This is a genomic window from Thermodesulfovibrionales bacterium (assembly GCA_035622735.1).
Classification (GTDB): domain Bacteria; phylum Nitrospirota; class Thermodesulfovibrionia; order Thermodesulfovibrionales; family UBA9159; genus DASPUT01.
In genome coordinates, this window is sequence record DASPUT010000056.1 from 1 (window position 1) to 19,072 (window position 19,072).

The following is a 19,072-nucleotide window of genomic DNA, read 5'->3' on the forward strand; positions in this document are numbered from 1 at the left end:
ATCAGCCCCTCTACGTGACATAATCATTTCGCGTATATCTGACACTTTCATTTTGCCTTGACACAAAAAAAATACTTATATTGTCCGGAATGCAAGTATTAGAAAGAGGCTTCGATTCATCCGGAGAACCTGAACAAGGCCAAGGAAAAGCACCTGCACGACACTATTATACATTCCGTGCATTTGTCAGGCCCGTGATCTTCCCGCCGCCGACAAAATCAGATATCCCGTAACGCCTGCGATCGCCGACGCGGCAAGAATAGCGATCTTTGAGTTGCGTATCAGTTCAGCATCACTGAAGGCAAGATTCGTGATAAAAATTGACATGGTGAAACCGATTCCTGCGAGCACGCCGGCTCCCATCAAGTGTCGGAAGGTTACGTCATCCGGAAGCTTGCAGAACCCCGTTCTTATCGCCATCAAACTGCAAAAGAATATCCCCAATGGTTTCCCGAGAACAAGGCCGCCCAGAATACCGGCAGTATTTCTCTCCGTAAAGGTGAGATACCAGCCTTGCGTGAAGACGATACCCGTGTTGGCCAAGGCAAAAACAGGAAGGACAAGAAACGAGACAGGTTTGTGCAGAAGATGTTGAAGCTTATAGGAGGGGCATACACGTTCATCTTCACAAAAAGGAATGGCGAATGCCAGCAGTATTCCCGCGACCGTCGCATGAACCCCAGACTTGAGCATAAAATACCACATGACGACTCCGGGGAGGAGATAGAAAAAAAGGTTCGTCACCTTCAGACGGTTCAAGATCATGAGACCGGCAAAAATCAGTATTGAAAGTCCGAAGTACAAAAGGGAGAAACCCTGAGTATAGAAAATGGCGATGATGATGACGGCTCCGAGATCGTCAATAATGGCCAATGCTGTCAAGAGTATCTTAAGCGACGGAGGAACCCTGGCACCGAGCAACGAAAGCACCCCTAAGGCAAAGGCGATGTCCGTTGCCATAGGTATGCCGATCCCCGATAGTGAGGGGGTACCGACATTGAACGAGAAATGGACCAGGGCAGGAATTAACATGCCACCGAGAGCGGCAACTATCGGCAGCAGGGCGTTTCTCCAGTCCGAGAGTTCTCCTTCTTTCAGTTCCCGTTCGATTTCAAGCCCTACAAGGAGGAAGAAGATCGCCATCAGACCGTCATTCACCCAATGTTCCATGCTGTATTTCAGCTGTATGTTCAGAAAGGAGAGATCGAGATATCGATGCCAAAAGCGCAGATATGCCCCGCCGAAGGAGGAGTTTGCGATGAAGATCGAGAGCACCGTGCAGACCATGAGGAGGAGGCCGCCCGTTTTTTCGGACTCGAAGAACTCCGTAAATGTCCTCGAGAGGTTCATCTCAATCTCGTTCTTGAAGAATCTGCTAGAACTTCTCTTTCTTACTCTAAGACATTTTCGCTACCGAATCACTTCTGTCCCCTGCAGGAATCGGAACGATAAAGGTTTATCAGACGGGATACGAGCACGGCGAGGTAGAGAACGCCGGTGACAGCCTCCAAAATGACGAGTGAGCGTGCAAATCCCGACGCAGGCGTAATGTCGCCGTACCCGACGGTGCAGAGCGTGACGAAGCTAAAATAGACGAAATCCGGTACCCCCTTCGCCGAAACCGAGAAGGCGCTCGGCTCATGCGCGTAGACGAGATGGTACAGGGAAGCCCAGGCGAAGCCGATCAAGAGGTAAACACTGATAGCGCCGAATATCTTGTCTGTCGTCACGCTCTCCCCGCGCACGACATACTCCAAGACCGTTATCAGGGTGAAGCCATAGAAGACAACGATAATGATTTCGGCCGGAATTACGAGATCCAAAGAAGGGACGCTCAGGGTCAGCGCTGAAACGAAAAACTGAAGGGTACCGATTCCAACAGCAGCGATGAGACGTCTCTTGGAATCGCTAACCGCGTAAACGCCGGTTATCAGGATAAGCGTTTGAAGAATCAAGGCCAGATAGGGTCTTGCCGTAGCTCGATGATAAATCAAGAGGACGGTTATGAGGGAGAGCAAAAGGAAATGACAACGTCCCTTGATGGCTGAGAGAGATTTCTTGAAAAGACTTTGCGGCCTATCGTAACTTTGCGGTCCCATCACTTCTGCATTTCCCCCTCCCTTTGTCTCTCGAACAGAGCCTCTCGAACATTATAGGATTCCGGCCCTGGTTTGACAACCGAAATCTTCCGTCCCTGTTGATTTCCTCCTTGTAAAAGGGTATTCTTGTATTATCTTTTATAACCCCTCTACCCCGTGGAGATGCAGCTATGCCGCTGAGGAGACAATGATGAAGCCTTCTGAGGGCATGAAAGCCGGAATCGTCTCATTGCCTCAATTCGCATACTTCTCTTGTTCGGCGGGAAGTGCGGGCTTCCTAACGGGGTCAGGGCTTCGATGATGGAACCGACATCCCTTAACTTCAGTCGGCCGGACGCGGATGCGCTGCTGATAGGTCTTGTCGGGGACTGGAAACGGGGGAATGACCTCCCCGCCGCAGGCGATGTGAAAAATGAGATCGAGACCGGGCAGCCCGTCAAGGAGATACGATTTAATACGCAGCGCCTCACGGGATGGGACAGCAGTCTTTTGACATTCCTCATCGCGGTTCAGGGCATCGGGTCTCGAAAGAATATAATTGTCGGGAAGGAAGGTCTGCCCGACGGCGTGCAACGGCTCCTCGCGCTTGCGTCCGCTGTTCCGGAAAGGAAGGGAGCCCGCAAGGAAGCGACGAGAATCTCCTTTCTCGACAGGGTCGGCGACTCTGCGATCGCCTTCTGGCGGTCCAATCTCGAAATGCTCGCGTTCATAGGGGAGGCATCCCTCGCCTTTCTCCGATTATTCGCCGGAAGGGCCCAGTTTCGCACATCCGATCTCTTTCTCACGATTCAGGAATGCGGCGCGCAGGCGCTTCCGATCGTTTCCCTCATCAGTATCCTCGTCGGGCTTATCCTCGCCTTCATCGGCGCCATACAACTCAAGATTTTCGGTGCTCAGATCTATGTCGCGAGCCTCGTCGGCATCGGGATGGTCCGGGCACTCGCGGCGATCATGACCGGCATCATCATGGCAGGCCGCACAGGAGCATCCTTTGCCGCTCAACTCGGCACGATGCAGGTGAACGAGGAGATCGATGCCCTGAAGACCCTTGGCGTCTCACCCATGGAATTCCTTGTGCTTCCGAGAATGCTCGCCCTCTTTCTCATGATGCCGCTCCTGAGTCTTTACGCAGACCTCATGGGAATACTCGGAGGCTTGATTATCGGGGTCTCGATGCTGGACCTCGGTTTCATGGAATACTACCACAAGACGCGGGAATCGGTGCACCTGAACGACTTGTGGGTAGGACTCTTCAGCGCGGCGGTCTTCGGAGTCCTTGTAGCGCTCGCAGGCTGCCTCCGCGGAATGCAGTGCGGAAGGAGCGCTTCGGCAGTCGGTGAGGCGACAACCTCCGCAGTAGTGACGAGCATAGTCAGCATTGTTGTTGCGATGGCGGTGATAACCGTCGTCTGCAATGTCCTCAATATCTGAGGGGTACGAAAGGGATATGGGAAAAACGGAATCCCACATCGTAGTACAGGATCTCACCATGGCCTACGGGAGCAATGTGATCCAGCACGACCTCACCTTCACCATTAACAGAGGTGACATATTCATCATCATGGGAGGAAGCGGATGCGGGAAGAGCACCCTCCTGAGGTCCATGGTCGGACTCCTCCCTCCGCCGAAAGGCGATGTCCTCTATGGCGGTGTGAGTTTCTGGTCGTCGGAGCCCGAGGAACAGAAGAGTATCATGAGGAAATTCGGCATACTCTATCAGAGCAGCGCCCTCTGGAGTTCCCTCACCCTGGCAGAGAACGTTGCCCTTCCGCTCCAGCAGTACACGGATATGAATCCGGATCAGATCAAGGAAATCGTCTCGCTGAAGCTCTCTCTCGTCGGCCTCACCGGTTTCGAAGACTATTATCCATCCGAAATCAGCGGCGGCATGAAGAAGCGCGCCGGCCTCGCCCGTGCCATGGCACTGGACCCTGAGATCCTCTTCTTCGACGAGCCTTCAGCCGGACTCGATCCGATCAGCGCACACCTGCTCGACGAGTTGATCCTCGAACTGAGAAACAGCCTCGGGGCTACCGTAGTTGTCGTGACCCACGAACTGGCAAGCATCTTTGCGATCGGGAACAACTCGGTCTTCCTCGACGCTGACACGAAGACGATGATCGCCGTCGGAGATCCAAGAAAACTTCGCGCCGAGTCAAAAGACCCGAAAGTGATCAGCTTTCTCACAAGGGGAGAGGGACGTGCAGTGGAAGCGGTGCGGTAGATATCTAATGATTGAGGAGAAAGATAATGAGTAAACAGGCAAGCAAGACGCTCATCGGCGCATTCGTCCTCGGCGCTATCGTTCTCATCGTTTCCGGCGTCGTCGTTTTTGGCTCGGGCAAATTCTTCAGGAAGGTCAATAAGAACGTGATGTTCTTTGAGGGCTCGGTGAAGGGGTTACAGGTCGGGGCGCCGGTCATGCTCCGCGGGGTGAAGATAGGCGAAGTCACCGATATCAAGTTGGAGTTCTATGCGAAAGACCTCACCGCCTTCATCCCGGTTTACACGGAGACCTACCCGGAAAAAATCGTGATAATGGGGAACCATAGTAGGTTTGGAGATGAACGGGCTCTTCAGGCATTGATAGACAAGGGGCTGAGGGCCCAGCTTCAGATGCAGAGCTTTGTGACGGGCCAGCTCATGATTAACGTCGATTTCTACCCCGGAACGCCGATCAGGCTTGTAGGGCTCGAAAAGAAATATAAGGAGATCCCGACAATTCCTTCGAGCATGGAGCAGCTGACAAAGAAGCTTGAGGAGTTGCCGCTCAAGGAGATCGTCGACAGACTAAACGGCGTTCTCGCCGGATTAGATAGGGTCGTTAATTCCCCTGACCTGCAGGCGAGCATCGGCTCGCTCCATCGATTACTGAACGACGCCGATACGCTCGTGAAAAATCTTGACGCCCAGGTCGGACCTCTTGCATCGAGCTTACGGGTGACGTCTGAAGCAGCCCGATCCGCTTTTGTGCAGGCTGAGCAGACACTCAAGTTTAGCGAAGGAGTACCCGGGCAGATCGCTTCAAGTCTCAAAGAGACCCTGTCTGCAGCCAATGCCACCCTGGAAGAGACAAACAAGGCCGTCGCCAATGTCAATGAAATAGCCGTGCAGAATGCGAACCTCGGATACGAGATAGCCAGGACGCTCGAGCAAATCTCCGAACTCTCCCGTTCCCTGCGTGTTCTGACGGACTACCTCGAGCGTCACCCTGAAGCCTTGATCAGAGGGAAAAGCCCCTCCAAAGGAGAATGAGATGAAAAATATTCTTTTTGATCACCGAGCGCTCCTCACTTTCGGATTGTTCCTGGTGATCCTGACCGGATGTGGCGGCTCGCCGTCCTCGAAGTTCTATCAGCTGGCCCCTCTGCAGAACAAGGCTTCTGTCACCCGTGACGTTTCATCGGAACAGAGCATGGTCGTCTCCATAGGCCCCGTTCGTATACCGGACTACCTCGACCGACCCCAGATCGTGACCCGGTCCGGGAGAAATGAACTCAACCTCGCAGAATTTAACCGTTGGGCCGGTTCTCTCGGTGACGACGTCAACCGTGTTCTTGTGGAGGACGTCTCCAGCCTTCTGCCTGCCGATCGCTTTTTCGTAGTGCGCTGGACTCCCTACATCGAGAGTCAGATACCCGTTTCATGCAAAGTCGAGCTTCACCTGGAACGTTTCGAAGGGACCCTTGGTGATTCCATGCTGCTGAGGGCCAAATGGGGGGTATTCGGTAAGGAGAACCGTCTGCTCCTGAAGAAGGAATCGGTGATCAGTGAAAAGATGAGCGGCGGCAGTTATGACGCATTGGTCGCCTCGATGAGCAATGCCCTTGAAAGGCTGAGCCGTGATATCGCCGACGGAATCGGGTCTGCCTGTCCGACGGGAGGAGCCGACAAAAAGATAGCTCCGTGAAAGATCGCTGACGACGCTATTCTATGGAATCAGGCGATCCGCGGACAATTTCTCGACCAAGATGTTGATGAATTCTTTGATCTGTCCTTGAAGGTTATCCCTGAAAAATACATCGGCCGATGCTGACCATAGCAGTTTCTCACTTCCCGTCTCGAATACCTGAATTTCGAGTCTGGCCGTTTCGCCGAACCCCGTGAGCCGGGGGGCGTATACGTCGACATTCTTATATCCATAGCTATCGGTATAATATTCCTGCCAGTCCGGTTTCGGCCGGATGTTGGTTTCCGTCGTGAACGTATAGATTAGTCTCGTTATGAGGATGCTGTCTATTCCCGATCCTTTTATCTTCGCCTCGACGCCGGCCTTGTTGAGGAGATCTTCTGACGAAGGGATGACCTCATGGCTCGGAACTGCATCTACTCCATGTCTTCTCAGGTTTGCCGCGAGCTCATCCTCAAAGAATGCCCTCGTCGCCTCTTTTCTCGCGACTCCGATAACAAGGACCTTCTCGAAATATCCCTTATGGGCATCGTCTTTCCAGACAGAAAAAATATCCGGCTTGGGTACGGTAGTGCAAGAATATCCCGCCAGCATCAAAATAATCACGAGATACCATGCCACGTTCTTTTTTCTTCTCACCGATCTGCCTCCCTCTCAGCAGCACTTGCTCGCCATTCTCTTACTTCGTATGAGCCGTTCAGGCAATCTCCTCTCCGAAATTATGGCACTTCAGAAGGGCTTTTACAACCTGATAGTAAGCGTGCTTTTTCAGGTCTTCTCTTCCTCACAGAGTAAGCCCTTCAAGTTGGTTCCTGCCATGAGGCGACAGAGAAGCGAGGCGAAATGACAATCTTCATCTGACATTCCCCCGACCGGCAGGTTCACCATCATCGGCAACCATACCGTACTGCTGTTTCCAAAGATCCGAGATTTTACGCAGGATGAGGTCCGGAAGGGAATCCCTGGTATCCATGGTCACTTCATGTATTTCTATATCTTCTCTGGCTTTTATTGCCCGGATAAAATCTTCGCCGCCAAAAGTGACCGTGCCGACAACGATATTGGATGCATCGAGGGCTTCGACCGAGGCCAGCCTGAAAAGTTCCGAGAAACACTCCATCTTCCCGATCTCATCGAGGATGATGACATCTCTGCCGACAGGCCGGATTGAAGGGATCGCAAGGGTCTCAATATTCTCGATACTCACCCCGTATCGCCTTATCCGGAAATCCGAATCTATGTCCTGGTGAGCAAGGTAGCCTCCCCTGCCGTCAAGGGTCTTCATGAGAAAACCGACGCGTTTGCCGGCCACTCTTTCTTCTTCCGTGTAAAATTCCCTGGCAGGAAGACCCAGTCTTTCGACCACCTTCTTGATGACCGTAGTCTTCCCAGACGAAGGGGCGCCCGTGAGGAAAATGTTCTTCTTGCCCGCATGCACACAACAATTGTAACCGATGCGGGCACGAAACAGAAGCGCTCTCTCGACCGTTTTTGTGATTTGAATCACTGCGGTATCTGCTCTTTGGTAGTAGCCTGAACGTAATTGAGAGGGAGATGCCTCCGGCGATACTTCAAGGAAGTATGCTGCAGGCGTTTTCATTTTTATGAATACTACGGAAGGAGCTACGCTGGAGGGACGACATGAGGCAGGCGAATGGCGCTGACGTCGTCGATGGCAGGCGGGAGATGAATCGTATGAGACAGAATGAAATTATTGAGGAACTCATGGCAGCAGAAGAGAGTCAGGCGACGCTTACGTGTATCGAGTTGGATGACCCGCATCCCTCGGATTTCATCACTCCCGATGAACCGGATGACATCGCCCTGTTCTTAGAGGAAGAGGCTGATGCAGATGAATCCGACGATTTGGGAGAGGGAGTTCCGGAGGGAGAAGAGACAGAAGGGCAGGATACGACAGAAGACCTTGTTCGCACCTATTTCCATTCGATGGGGAAGATTTCCATACTCACGAGAGATGAAGAGACAGAACTCGCACGAAAGCTGCACGAAGGTAGAGAAATTATAAGAGAAACCGTTATGACGATGCCCCTCTATAAGGAATTAGAGGCGAGCCTCGGAACCGGAGAAGAAGAAAGTGCTCAGGAGGGAGAAGAAGAAAAGTCCGATGAGGTTCTCATGAGGAGTCTGAAGGTCCTTGAGAACCTCGTGAAGGATATCGAGACAGCAGAGAATAAAATCGCTCGCTACGGTTCCCTGAAGAACCTCAGGAGAGCGATAGCGGGGAAAAAAGAAAAGGGACAGATCCCGACAAGGCTTCTCACAGCGGCAAAAGAGCTCCGGGAGGAATACAAGAGGGTAGAATCCGAAACAGGGATCGCCGTAGAGGACCTCAAGGTCCGTTGGGACACGATTAGCAAGGCGAGAGTGATTTTCACAGACGCCAAGAACGAGTTAACGATCCGCAACCTGAGATTAGTGGTCAGCATAGCGAAGAACTATTTGGGCAGAGGGCTGTCTTTGCTTGATCTGATACAGGAGGGGAATATCGGCCTCATGAGAGCCGTTGACAAGTTTAACTGTGAAAAAGGATTCAAATTCAGTACCTACGCCACGTGCTGGATACGACAGACGATAACGAGGGCGCTGATTGACCAGGCAAAGACTATCAGGATCCCGATACACATCATGGAATTCTACAAGAAAGTTACGCGGGTATCGAGAGAATTGACACAACAGCTCGGAAGAGAGCCGGGGAATAGAGAGATCGCAACGAAATTGGGGCTCCCCCCGAAGAGGATCGAGGAGATATCCCGCGCGATACAGGACACGATAGGACTTCAAACACCCGTGGGAGACGACGATACGAAACTCGAGGACTTCATCGGCGACCCGAATACCCCTTCCCCTTACGCCGATGCGGAAAGGAAGGAACTCTCCGAACAGATACATACAATCCTAAAGACGCTGCCGCCCAAGGAAGAAAAGGTGATACGCATGAGATTCGGGATCGGAGTTGACAGGGATTACACACTCGAGGAAGTGGGAAACCATCTTTCCCTCACACGTGAAAGGGTTCGGCAGATAGAGCTGAAGGCGCTAAAGAAACTCACGCATCCGAGCAGAAGCAGGGCGTTAAAGGTATTGATTAGCGCTTGACCCTTCGCCCCTCTCACGATCCGTTTCGAGTCGCTTCTTGAGGAAGGACTTCCCGCTCTTTCTGTGCCTCCTTACAGGCTCCTCTGGACCACTCATATCGGGCAGACGGGCATTTCTTTTCGATCGAGATTGACCCTTTCTCACCGCCTGCAAGGTGAGGGCTGAGAGAGAAAATTCTAAGCCTCTTACTACGTCCGAAAACTTCCCATGATTGTTGACTCCTGAAGATACCATGGTATGATTGATGTAGAGAAACTTCCTGGAGGGTCTTGCCCGAAGGAGGCTTGTGAGAAATTCCCCGGACGGGGTAACCCATAGAGAAATGATGCCTTGAAAACCTTTTCTTTTGTCCCTTTCATTCTGACCATCCTAGCGGGGGGCCTCGTTTCGGCCCAGCCCGTCATGCCTCCGGATAGAGTCGGCATTGACGAGAAGCTCAGTTACCCCTTGCCAGGCGGTCTCTCCTTCCATGACGAAAAAGGCACCCTGGTTGATCTCAGAAGCATCATGAGAAGACCGACCGTACTCTCTCTCGTCTATCTATCATGCACCCACATCTGTCCGACCTTACTCGGCAGCCTTGCCGAGGCCCTCGGGAAGATAGACCTTACTCCGGGAAGAGACTATTCCCTTGTTACCGTGAGTTTCGACGATCGGGATCTACCGGAACTTGCGCGACAAAAGAAAGAGAACTATATAAAGGCCGTGGGCCGACCGGTTTCCGAAACCTCTTGGATATTTCTCACCGGCGATGCCCAAACGATAAATGCGTTTACCGATGCGGTGGGCTTTGCCTTTAGAAGGGACAGGGATGGATTCAGCCATCCTCGGGTTTTGCTATTTTTTTCTCCCGATGGAAGGATCGCGAGATACCTCTACGGCACGACTTTTTCACCCTTCGATCTGCGGATGGCCCTCGCCGAGGCCGCCGGCACGGAGAAGGCTCTGAGTCTAGACAAACTCCTTCTCTTCCTGTACCATTATGACCGCGGGGAGAATCGATATCTCTTCAACCTGCCTAAGGTGCTCGCGGTGATTCTCGTCGCCGCTACGGCATCTTTTCTTCTTTTCTGGCTCGTGGCGAAGAAACAAGGTCTGAGCGAAGGACAACGTCTCGGAGAGGGTAATGGAAGCTGAAAGTTTCTATTCTGAAAAAGGAATTCTTTCCTGGATATTCTCGACGAATCACAAGAGAATAGGTTTGCTCTACCTCGCGGCGATACTCGCCTTTTTCTCCGTCGGGGTGGTCCTCGGCGTTATCATGAGGATAAACCTTATTGCGCCCGGGAAATTCATCTCGGAGAGGGCCTACAATTCGCTTTTTTCCGTGCATGGTGTCATACAGATATTCCTTTTTATCATACCGGGCATCCCGGCGTCATTGGGCAACTTTTTCCTGCCGATACTCATCGGCGCGAGGGATGTGGCGTTTCCGAGGATAAATCTGACGTCCTGGTGGCTCTATATGACGGGAGGTATTCTCCTCATCCTCTCCATCTTCATCGGTGGAGGAGCCCCTGATACCGGCTGGACCTTTTACGCTCCCTACAGTATAAGGACGACGGCGAACATCTCATTAGCCCTTTTGGGGGTCATCCTCCTCGGGTTTTCCTCCATATTTACCGGTCTTAATTTCATCACGACCATCCATCGCCTGAGGGCTCCCGGAATGAGCATATTCCGCATGCCCCTTTTCTGCTGGTCGCTCTACGCAACGGCATGGACACAGGTGCTCGCGACGCCGGTTCTCGCCCTCACCCTCCTCCTTCTCATCCTCGAGAGATTCTTCGCGATAGGATTCTTCGAGCCGGCGCTCGGCGGTGATCCGATCCTCTATGAACATATGTTCTGGATCTATTCGCATCCCGCCGTATATATCATGATCCTTCCCGCGATGGGAGTCGTCAGCGAGATCTTCCCCGTTTTTGCGAAGAGAACCGTCTTCGGATACAGGGCGATCGCTTTTTCGAGCCTCGCGATCGCCTTCTTCGGCTATCTCGTGTGGGGTCATCACATGTTTACGAGCGGGATGAGCGACACGTCGCGGATCGTCTTTTCGCTCATCACCTTTTTGGTCGCAGTCCCGACGGGCGTAAAGGTATTCAACTGGATCTCGACCCTCTACAAGGGGTCGATCGTGCTCGATTCCCCCCTGCTCTTCAGCCTGTCCTTTATCTTCCTTTTTTCGATTGCGGGTCTGACCGGACTCATTATCGGGACGCTCTCGTTAAATCTCTACCTCCACGGCACCTATTTCATTGTCGGGCATTTTCATTACACCATGTTCGGAGGTGCGGGATTCGGGTTCTTTGCTGGTCTCCATTACTGGTTCCCGAAGATGTTCGGAAAGATGTACCATGAAAGGACCGCAAAGATCGCCTGGTTTGTCATGTTTGTCGGATTCAACATCCTCTACTTTTCGATGTTCCTCCTCGGGCTGCAGGGGATGCCGAGGCGGTACTTCCAGTATCTTCCGAGGTTTTACACGAACCACGTGATCTCTACCGTCGGCTCCTGGATCCTTGCCGCCGGCCTTGCCCTCATGTTCGCAAATTTTCTTCGCTCCCTTTTCAAAGGTGACAGGGCGCCGATGAATCCCTGGGGAGGCAAGACTCTCGAATGGCAGATACCCTCGCCGCCTCCTGCCGAGAATTTTGAATCGATCCCCAAAATAAACCGCGGACCCTATTACTATGACTGAAGCCGAGACGTCGATTAGGAGTCTCTCAAGAGAAGGATCACGAAATGGATGAGCCGAAAAGTGCGGTGACGGGACACCGGGTCGATTATACCGGCGCAAAGATGGGAATGTGGATATTCCTCTTTACCGAGGTTCTCTTCTTCGGCGGCCTTTTCCTCCTCTATTCGGTCTTCCGCACGAAGTATACGGCGGAGTTTCACAGTTCCGCTGCGGAGCTTGATCTATTCCTCGGCACGGCGAATACCGTCTTTCTCCTTACGAGCAGCATGACGATGGCACTTTCGATCGCCTTCATACGTAAGGGCAAGAAGGGTTTTTCCCTGCTCTGTCAGGGCACAACGATTTTCCTCGGCATAACCTTCCTCGTAAACAAATACGTGGAATGGACCGCGCATATCCATCACGGGATATATCCGGACTCGCCGCTCTTGAGCGCCATGAGCAGGGGGAAGATCATTTTCTTCAGCCTCTATTATGTAATGACCGGCCTTCACGGTCTTCACGTGCTGATCGGCGTCTGCGTCATCTCGGGGACGCTGATCTTCACCCAAAGAGAAATAATCGGCCGGCGGGATTTCATAAAACTCGAAAACACAGGGCTCTACTGGCACTTTGTCGACATCGTATGGATCTATCTCTTTCCCCTCTTCTACCTCATAACGTAGGAGGACGCGAGCGATGGGCGAAACAGAATTGAATCTGCGCATTCCCAAAAGCAGGGTCTATGTATTTGTGTGGCTCGCCCTCGTGGCACTTACCGCCACAACAGTGGCTGTTGCGAGGTTGCATCTCAACTACGCGGTACTGCTCGCAATCTTCATCGCGTCGACGAAATCCGGGCTCGTCCTGACTTTTTTCATGCACCTGAGAGATGAACCCCTGATATTGAAAGTGATGCTTTTCATCGCCCTCTTTGCGCTGACACTCATCGTGCTGCTCACGTTCTCGGATGTCTGGTTCAGGTATCGGTGAGGATATGCTGATCCCTCAGGCTTCGAACTCGGCGGATAAGGTAGATGCCGCCTTCACCTATATACTCGGGATAGAAGTCGTCCTCCTGACCCTCGTGACTTCCGCCATGGTCTTTTTTGTGATCAGATACAGGAGAAAGAAGAAAGAAAAGGCCGAGAATATCGAGGGGAGTCTCTTCCTCGAAATACTCTGGACGGTGATTCCCACACTGCTGGTCCTCGGAATGTTCTATATCGGATGGAGAAGTTTTGATGCCTTGCGCGCGGTTCCCAAGGAGGTCATGGTTATCAAGGTGACAGCGCGGCAATGGTCGTGGCTCTTCGGATACGAAAACGGAAAAGAGAGCGATACGCTCCGAGTCCCTCTCGGCAGACCGGTAAAGATGCTGATAACCTCGGCTGATGTGATCCATAGCTTCTATATCCCCGCATTCAGGATCAAAGAGGACTGTGTGCCGAAAATGGAGACATATCTCTGGTTTACCGCATCCGAGGCTGGGACCTATGACATCTTCTGCACGGAGTACTGTGGATTGGGGCACTCGGGAATGGTCTCACAGGTTGTCGTCATGTCGGAAAAAGATTTCGATGCGTGGTACGGCGCGGCCGTTACCTCCGTTGAGAAGGCCAGGGGGCTTAAGATCCTTGAAGAGAAGGGGTGTCTTGGATGCCATACCACCGACGGGACAGGGAAAGCAGGCCCGACCTTCAAGGGATTGTACGGCTCACAGGTAACAGTTTTGACGAAGGGGAAGGAGAGGGTGATCGTTGCCGACGACGACTATCTCCGAAGGTCGATCCTCGATCCCGGAGCCGATATCGTCAGGGGATACCAGAATATCATGCCGAAGTTGGCCGTCACTCCGGAAGAAGTGCAGGAAATAGTAACGTATCTGAAGACATTGAAATGAGCCTCCTGGTGAGAACGGCAGGCACCTGCCTTGCCCTCTGCAAGATCCGGATATCCCTATTCTCTTGCCTTTCCGCTGCCACGGGGTTTCTCCTCTCTGCCCGCTGGGTGAAACCGGAGATGGTCGTCCTCATGATAGGGATATGCTTTCTTGCCTGCGGCTCTTCGGCCCTCAATCAGTGGCAGGAGAGAGATAGCGACCTCATCATGTCGAGGACGAGGAACAGGCCGATCCCTTCGGGCATGATCAGACCTTCCCATGCCCGCTGCTTTTCACTGATTCTCATCTTCCTGGGCTCGATTGCGCTCCTCCTAACCGGAAAGATCGCGGCTCCCCTCTTGGGTCTATCAGCGGTCTTTTGGTATAACGGCGTTTACACACCTCTCAAGAAGAGAACGGCTTTTGCTGCGGTACCCGGTGCCCTCGTCGGTGCAGTGCCGCCGGCTGTCGGTTGGATCACCGGCGGTGGCGACCTCCAGGAACCTGAGCTCCTGGCCCTATGCTTCTTCTTCTTCCTGTGGCAGATTCCCCATTTCTGGCTCCTTGTCCTGAGCCATGGAGAAGAATACAGGGAGGCGGGGTTTCCTGCCCTGACCGGCATATTCACGAGGCCGCAATTATCGAGGATGATCTTTAACTGGATCGTTGCAACGGCCGTGAGCTCTCTCATCCTGTCCGTCTATTCCGCACCGGGCTCCTCGCTCGTAAATGTTCTCCTCACCGTGCTCTCCTTATGGCTTGTCTGGAACGGCATTCAACTCCTCAGGGGACAAGGAGGGGAGAGACTGTGCGCCCTTACCTTCAGGAGAATGAATGCTTATATGTTTATCGTCATGCTTCTCTTATCGCTCGACAAGCTTCTTATCCATCTCCCGGTCTTTAAGGCATAGGAAGCGCGACGGTGATCTCGGGTATTGTTAACGGATCATCTCCCGATGAAGACCGAAGAGTGACGTGACCCGTTGAGACGAAGGATGGAAGAAGGCACTGAAATCTGCAGCCTCGATTACCTGATGGGCACCCTTGCCACGGGGTACAAAGGACTGATCACCGGCCTCATCGCGAAAGACTTTTGTATCAGCGAGGAAGGCAAGGGGGCGGTCGTGAAAGGGACAATCCTGTCGATGCCCCAGGGAACCTATCGGGCATCTCTCATGCGCCAGGGCAGAGAACTTTCGAGGGCTGAGATTCAGGATGGTTTCTTCGAGTTAAGGGTTGACAGCGGATTGATCAGGAGTGCAACGAACCTTCAGGTCGATATTATTCAGAATGGAAGACATATAGGAACCTTTCTCCTGAAGAGCGGGAAGACCGATACATTATTCAGTCCGGCCCTCGAACTCTCTGAGGAGCTGCGGGGCATAGATTTCACGCGCCTCACCTCATACCTGCGGGACAGGGTCGGTCTGCTGCGAAGTGCAGAGGATATCATCACCAAGCTCGTCTCTACAAAGAAAGACTGGAGAAAATTGTCCGGGGATATCATGAGCTTCTCGAAAGACCTCTTTTGGGTGGCCCGTCCGGCTTACTACGGTTGGTATGTCCTCTTCGTCAGGTACTCTCGAAAGGCCTGTGAGAGAGTGGACGCCGCGTCAAGGGACAAGCCCATTTCGAATTTCCTCTCCCTCATAGAACTCCCTCTCGTTGAGGAGTCTGATCAGAACCGGTTGCAGGAACTCGCAGCCACGTGGTTAGGGGAGCTAGCGGGTTCATCGATAAACCTCTCACGCCATGGTCGGCAGGTGATAGGGATCTTGCGGAGCGTCCATGAGAAACTTCCCGATGCCGAGATCAGGCCCGTGATACGTCGGCTCATCGTTGCGTTGAAGACACGGATTATGGAAAACCCCACGATCAGCGATGCCGTCGTGAACTCGATGCGGGATGTCATATCGGTCACCGACCGGGATCTCCTCTCCCGGTACCGCGAAGAGAGAAAAGGGGATATGCTTCGAATCTTGTCTCCAGTTGAAGCTCTGGCGGAGGGCGAGGGATACGGCGAAGTTCTCGACAAGATCGGGATTGTGGATTCGATGCTCCCCGACGACTCGGAGATGATCGATACGCTTTCCACCCTCATTGAAACGAACCTGACGGAAGAGTCAGTGCCGAGATTTCTTGAAGTCCTCCGGGAGACCTTTGCACTCCTTGAGCGCTTATCACCAGACGGGCAGAAGAGAATGGTTGTCAATATGGCGAGACTGATTGCGAAGATGATACGTGGCCGCATGATTGGTCCCAGTGAAACGCTTCTGACCTATTTTGAGAGCGGGCCCATATCATCGAGGGAGGAGATCATCATGAACCCCGATGTTGCCGGAGCGATACTCCGTGCAGGTGATGACGCCCTCATTCAGCGATATACGGGCATGCTGAAACGGATCGTTATACCGATTCCATCGGTCGCCGGTTTTTCGAATGAGACATGGGCAGAGCTCGTAAACCCCTCTCATCTCGAACGGCTCTCAAAATTTCTCGCCATTATCAGACTCGACAGTAACCGATTCCAAGAGATCCTCGTTCATGTGATCTGCAACCTTTACGTCAGCGGCGTCTTCATCCCCGATGATAAACTCTTTCAGCGGGAGGTGTCATCGTACCTGAACGGAGAAACCGTCCGAGACAATTTCCTCCTCCATTATTTGCTTCTCCAGAAACTGCCGGTTTATTACCACGATGTCGGGGCTGCCGGTAGACTCAGGGATTACACCACGGAAATAGATGCCTGGGGCAACGATCCCGTCCTTTACTTTCTGAGGAAACAGGTCCATGTGAACGCAAGCAATTACAACATCAGTCTCGTTGAGGCCATTATGAAGGCATGGGCATTGAAAGACCCTGAAATCCTGAGGGGATTTGTGCCCGGGGATGTTTTCGACAAGGTGAACACAGACCTTCTGTCACCTTACGCCGCCGTACTATCGCCTTTCTTTCGCTCCCTGGGGATACTCGATGAGAGGGGGGCACATTTCGAAAAGATCCTGTCCCTACCGGAAGGCGATTTAGAGAGACCTCTCAAGGATGCTGGCACAGCGGAGGAGATACGGTCGAAGATTATGCTCCTCTTCAGAATTTACCAGGAGGTAGTGAAGAAATATGCACTCATCGGCGGACCTGTTCAAGCAAAGGACAGATACCGAAACCTGTCTCACGGTATCGAGAGGGCGAGGAGTCTGAAAGCGATATTCCTTTCATCCGAGAAAAGCCTGCCCGAGGAGACCCTCTATTTCAAGAGACACATAGCCTTCGGGATCCCTTCGGTCATGGGCACCTATCATGAGCGCAAGTTCGACGCGCTGGGAGAACTTCTCAGGAACGAAGAGGAGATCCGGGTTATCTTTGAGGATGTCATTTCCGAGATAGAAGCGCGCGGGAAAGACTTTTCGTTCGATGATATGAGAAATTGGATATCCTGCCTGGAGGCGATGCACGAACTCTTCGACCTGCATGGCCTTGGGAATTTTCAGGTTGATGAACTTTTGACGATCCTGAGGACAAACACCCTTCACCTGTCGGAGATTATCGATATGCTCAGGATATGGCAGAGGGAACTCACCTGGATGGTCGAATCCCTTTCCGGAACTTTTCACGGCCCCATCGGAAACATTTTGAAGAGCTTCCCTGAAGATGAGCTGCCGAGACATCTGAAACGTTTTTCTCTCGAGGGGAAAGACTTCGTCAATAAGGCGACGGATGTCATCATCAGAGACATGGTGAACAGCATAGCAGGTTTCGTCGAACTCGACAGGGCCCTCTATAGCATCATCGAGGCTTTGACCGCCCGTGTTGATTCAGGCTCGGACATCGAATTCAGACCGGAAGGGGGAACTGAGACGACTGATGATTATTTTACCTTCGATCTCTTGTCGGACGCTGACGCGATGCGGCTGTCTCCCCAGATAGGGGGAAAGGCAAAGAACCTCATCTATCTTCGCAATAGGGGCATCCGCGTTCCGCACGGCGTTGTCTTCTCTTCCCGGCATACGGAAAATTACCGGAACTACTTGGAGGACTCCGACTTTTCAGAAAGCCTGACAGCGGCTGTTCGGGAACTGGAAACCCGAACGGGGAATGTATTCGGAGGCTATGAGAGGCCCCTTTTCCTTTCCGTGCGGAGCGGCTCCTATGTCTCGATGCCAGGCATTCTCTCCTCGATACTCTATTGCGGGATGAACGGGAAGACGGTCAGCGCGCTCATCGAGGAAAAAGACAATCCACTGCTCGGATGGGACTCTTACAGGAGGTTTATTGAGCACTACTCCACGATTGTCTACGGCCTTGATGCAGTCTTCTTCGAGGACAGATATAACACGTACCTGAAAGCCCTCGGGATCGGGGAGAGGGAAGAGCCCGCCGGAGAAGAGATGAAACAGGTCGTCAACCTGTACCTTACCGAACTGGCAGAGAATGGCTTCGAGATCCCTGAGGATGTTTACGAACAATTGAGGGAATCGGTCAAGGCGATTTACCGGTCGTGGTTTTCGGACAAGGCCGAACAGTTCAGGAAGGCGATGCACGTTTCGAGGCATTGGGGGACTGCCGTCATTCTCATGGAGATGATATACGGAAACGACAGGGGTTCCGGCACATCGGTCTTTTTTACCCGAAATCCCTTCACCCGTCGTCGAAACGTTTACGGCGATACAAAAGAGAGGGCTACGGGGGGGGACCTCGTGTATGGAAAACATACCAATCGTCCTCTCTCGCGCGAGCAGGGTAGCGGAAACGAGAAGAGCCTCGAGGACCTCGACCCGCCCCTGTATTCTCTCCATGAGCGCCTTGGTGAAAGAATCGAAGAGGTGATGGGAGTGCTGCCACAGGAGGTCGAGGCTACCTATACAAAGAGGTCGGATGGAGAGAGGATCATCTATGTGCTCCAGACACGACGCATGGAGCTTCACCGGGGTTTTACGAAGAGATTTCACGATGTCTGCCGGATGGAATCAAAGATTATCGGACACGGAGTCGGAGTTCACGGCGGCGCATTGAGCGGGGTCGCAACCCTCTCTTCCTCTAAAAACCGGATCATGGGATTGCGGCAAAAATTCAATCTCCCCGTGATCCTTTTGCGAAAGAGCGCAAGCCCCGACGATGTCTCTCTCATGCCGGACATAGACGGCATCCTCACCGCTGCGGGAGGGGTCGCATCTCATGCCTCTGTCCTGGCACAGAAATTCGACCTTGCAGCGGTCGTCGGCTGTTCCGACATGAATATACGAACAGATGAACAGGGAAAAGCATTTGCACAGATAGGAAACGTTCAGGTGACCGATGGCACCCTCATAAGCATAGATGGTTCGACCGGACTCGTCTATGCCGGCCTCTGCATGCTCACCGTCGAGAGAGAGGGCCGCTGACAGTCT

At 52.7% G+C, this 19,072-nt stretch carries 16 protein-coding genes; 12 read left to right on the forward strand and 4 right to left on the reverse strand.

Annotation, left to right across the window (positions count from 1 at the left end; genetic code table 11):
- Positions 1-186: 186 nt before the first annotated feature.
- Both nhaA and VEI96_03060 read right to left on the reverse strand, forming a co-directional pair.
- The gene (gene nhaA, locus VEI96_03055) at positions 187-1,350 is read right to left on the reverse strand and encodes a Na+/H+ antiporter NhaA (protein HXX56959.1); all 1,164 of its coding nucleotides are present in this window, start codon (positions 1,348-1,350) and stop codon (positions 187-189) included.
- Between the two features lie 68 nt (positions 1,351-1,418).
- Entirely contained in the window at positions 1,419-2,099 is a 681-nt protein-coding gene (locus VEI96_03060; protein ID HXX56960.1) for an ion channel, read from the reverse strand.
- Positions 2,100-2,396: 297 nt separating this feature from the next.
- Here VEI96_03060 and VEI96_03065 point away from each other — a divergent pair, with 297 nt between their 5' ends.
- From VEI96_03065 to VEI96_03080, 4 genes are read left to right on the forward strand one after another with little or no spacing between them, the layout of a single operon-like run.
- Complete coding sequence (locus VEI96_03065) at positions 2,397-3,530, forward strand: ABC transporter permease (GenBank protein HXX56961.1); 1,134 nt, start codon at positions 2,397-2,399, stop codon at positions 3,528-3,530.
- 16 nt (positions 3,531-3,546) lie between these two features.
- Positions 3,547-4,323 (forward strand): ATP-binding cassette domain-containing protein, encoded by a 777-nt coding sequence (locus tag VEI96_03070; GenBank protein HXX56962.1) that lies wholly within the window; start codon positions 3,547-3,549, stop codon positions 4,321-4,323.
- 26 nt (positions 4,324-4,349) lie between these two features.
- Positions 4,350-5,354 carry an MlaD family protein gene (locus VEI96_03075; GenBank protein HXX56963.1) on the forward strand — a complete coding sequence of 335 codons (1,005 nt, stop codon included), beginning with the start codon at positions 4,350-4,352 and terminating at the stop codon, positions 5,352-5,354.
- Position 5,355: 1 nt separating this feature from the next.
- Complete coding sequence (locus VEI96_03080; protein HXX56964.1) at positions 5,356-6,009, forward strand: PqiC family protein; 654 nt, start codon at positions 5,356-5,358, stop codon at positions 6,007-6,009.
- A gap of 21 nt (positions 6,010-6,030) precedes the next feature.
- Here the strand turns inward: VEI96_03080 and VEI96_03085 are convergent, their stop codons facing one another.
- Together VEI96_03085 and VEI96_03090 are read right to left on the reverse strand one after the other, a co-directional pair.
- Positions 6,031-6,648: a hypothetical protein gene (locus tag VEI96_03085; protein ID HXX56965.1), complete on the reverse strand. Its 618-nt coding sequence runs from the start codon at positions 6,646-6,648 to the stop codon at positions 6,031-6,033.
- A gap of 214 nt (positions 6,649-6,862) precedes the next feature.
- Positions 6,863-7,516, reverse strand: coding sequence for a nucleoside-triphosphatase (locus tag VEI96_03090; GenBank protein HXX56966.1), 654 nt, complete (start codon positions 7,514-7,516; stop codon positions 6,863-6,865).
- A 134-nt stretch (positions 7,517-7,650) separates the two neighbouring features.
- On the opposite strand from VEI96_03090, the gene VEI96_03095 reads away from it, so the two are divergent.
- The 8 genes from VEI96_03095 (at position 7,651) to VEI96_03130 (ending at position 19,066) form a co-directional block, all read left to right on the forward strand.
- Complete coding sequence (locus VEI96_03095) at positions 7,651-9,126, forward strand: sigma-70 family RNA polymerase sigma factor (protein HXX56967.1); 1,476 nt, start codon at positions 7,651-7,653, stop codon at positions 9,124-9,126.
- Positions 9,127-9,456: 330 nt separating this feature from the next.
- Positions 9,457-10,263, forward strand: a complete 807-nt coding sequence (locus tag VEI96_03100) for an SCO family protein (protein HXX56968.1) — start codon at positions 9,457-9,459, stop codon at positions 10,261-10,263.
- Positions 10,253-11,827, forward strand: coding sequence for a cbb3-type cytochrome c oxidase subunit I (locus VEI96_03105; protein ID HXX56969.1), 1,575 nt, complete (start codon positions 10,253-10,255; stop codon positions 11,825-11,827). The genes VEI96_03100 and VEI96_03105 overlap by 11 nt, the downstream gene beginning before the upstream one ends.
- Positions 11,828-11,871: 44 nt before the next feature.
- Positions 11,872-12,492 carry a cytochrome c oxidase subunit 3 family protein gene (locus VEI96_03110; protein ID HXX56970.1) on the forward strand — a complete coding sequence of 207 codons (621 nt, stop codon included), beginning with the start codon at positions 11,872-11,874 and terminating at the stop codon, positions 12,490-12,492.
- 13 nt (positions 12,493-12,505) lie between these two features.
- Positions 12,506-12,799 carry a cytochrome C oxidase subunit IV family protein gene (locus VEI96_03115; GenBank protein HXX56971.1) on the forward strand — a complete coding sequence of 98 codons (294 nt, stop codon included), beginning with the start codon at positions 12,506-12,508 and terminating at the stop codon, positions 12,797-12,799.
- 4 nt (positions 12,800-12,803) lie between these two features.
- Complete coding sequence (coxB, locus tag VEI96_03120) at positions 12,804-13,709, forward strand: cytochrome c oxidase subunit II (GenBank protein HXX56972.1); 906 nt, start codon at positions 12,804-12,806, stop codon at positions 13,707-13,709.
- Complete coding sequence (locus tag VEI96_03125; protein HXX56973.1) at positions 13,706-14,599, forward strand: protoheme IX farnesyltransferase; 894 nt, start codon at positions 13,706-13,708, stop codon at positions 14,597-14,599. Before coxB ends, VEI96_03125 begins: the two co-directional genes overlap by 4 nt.
- An 84-nt stretch (positions 14,600-14,683) precedes the next feature.
- A complete protein-coding gene (locus tag VEI96_03130; GenBank protein ID HXX56974.1) occupies positions 14,684-19,066 on the forward strand; it encodes a PEP/pyruvate-binding domain-containing protein in 4,383 nt (1,460 codons plus the stop codon).
- Positions 19,067-19,072 lie beyond the last annotated feature (6 nt).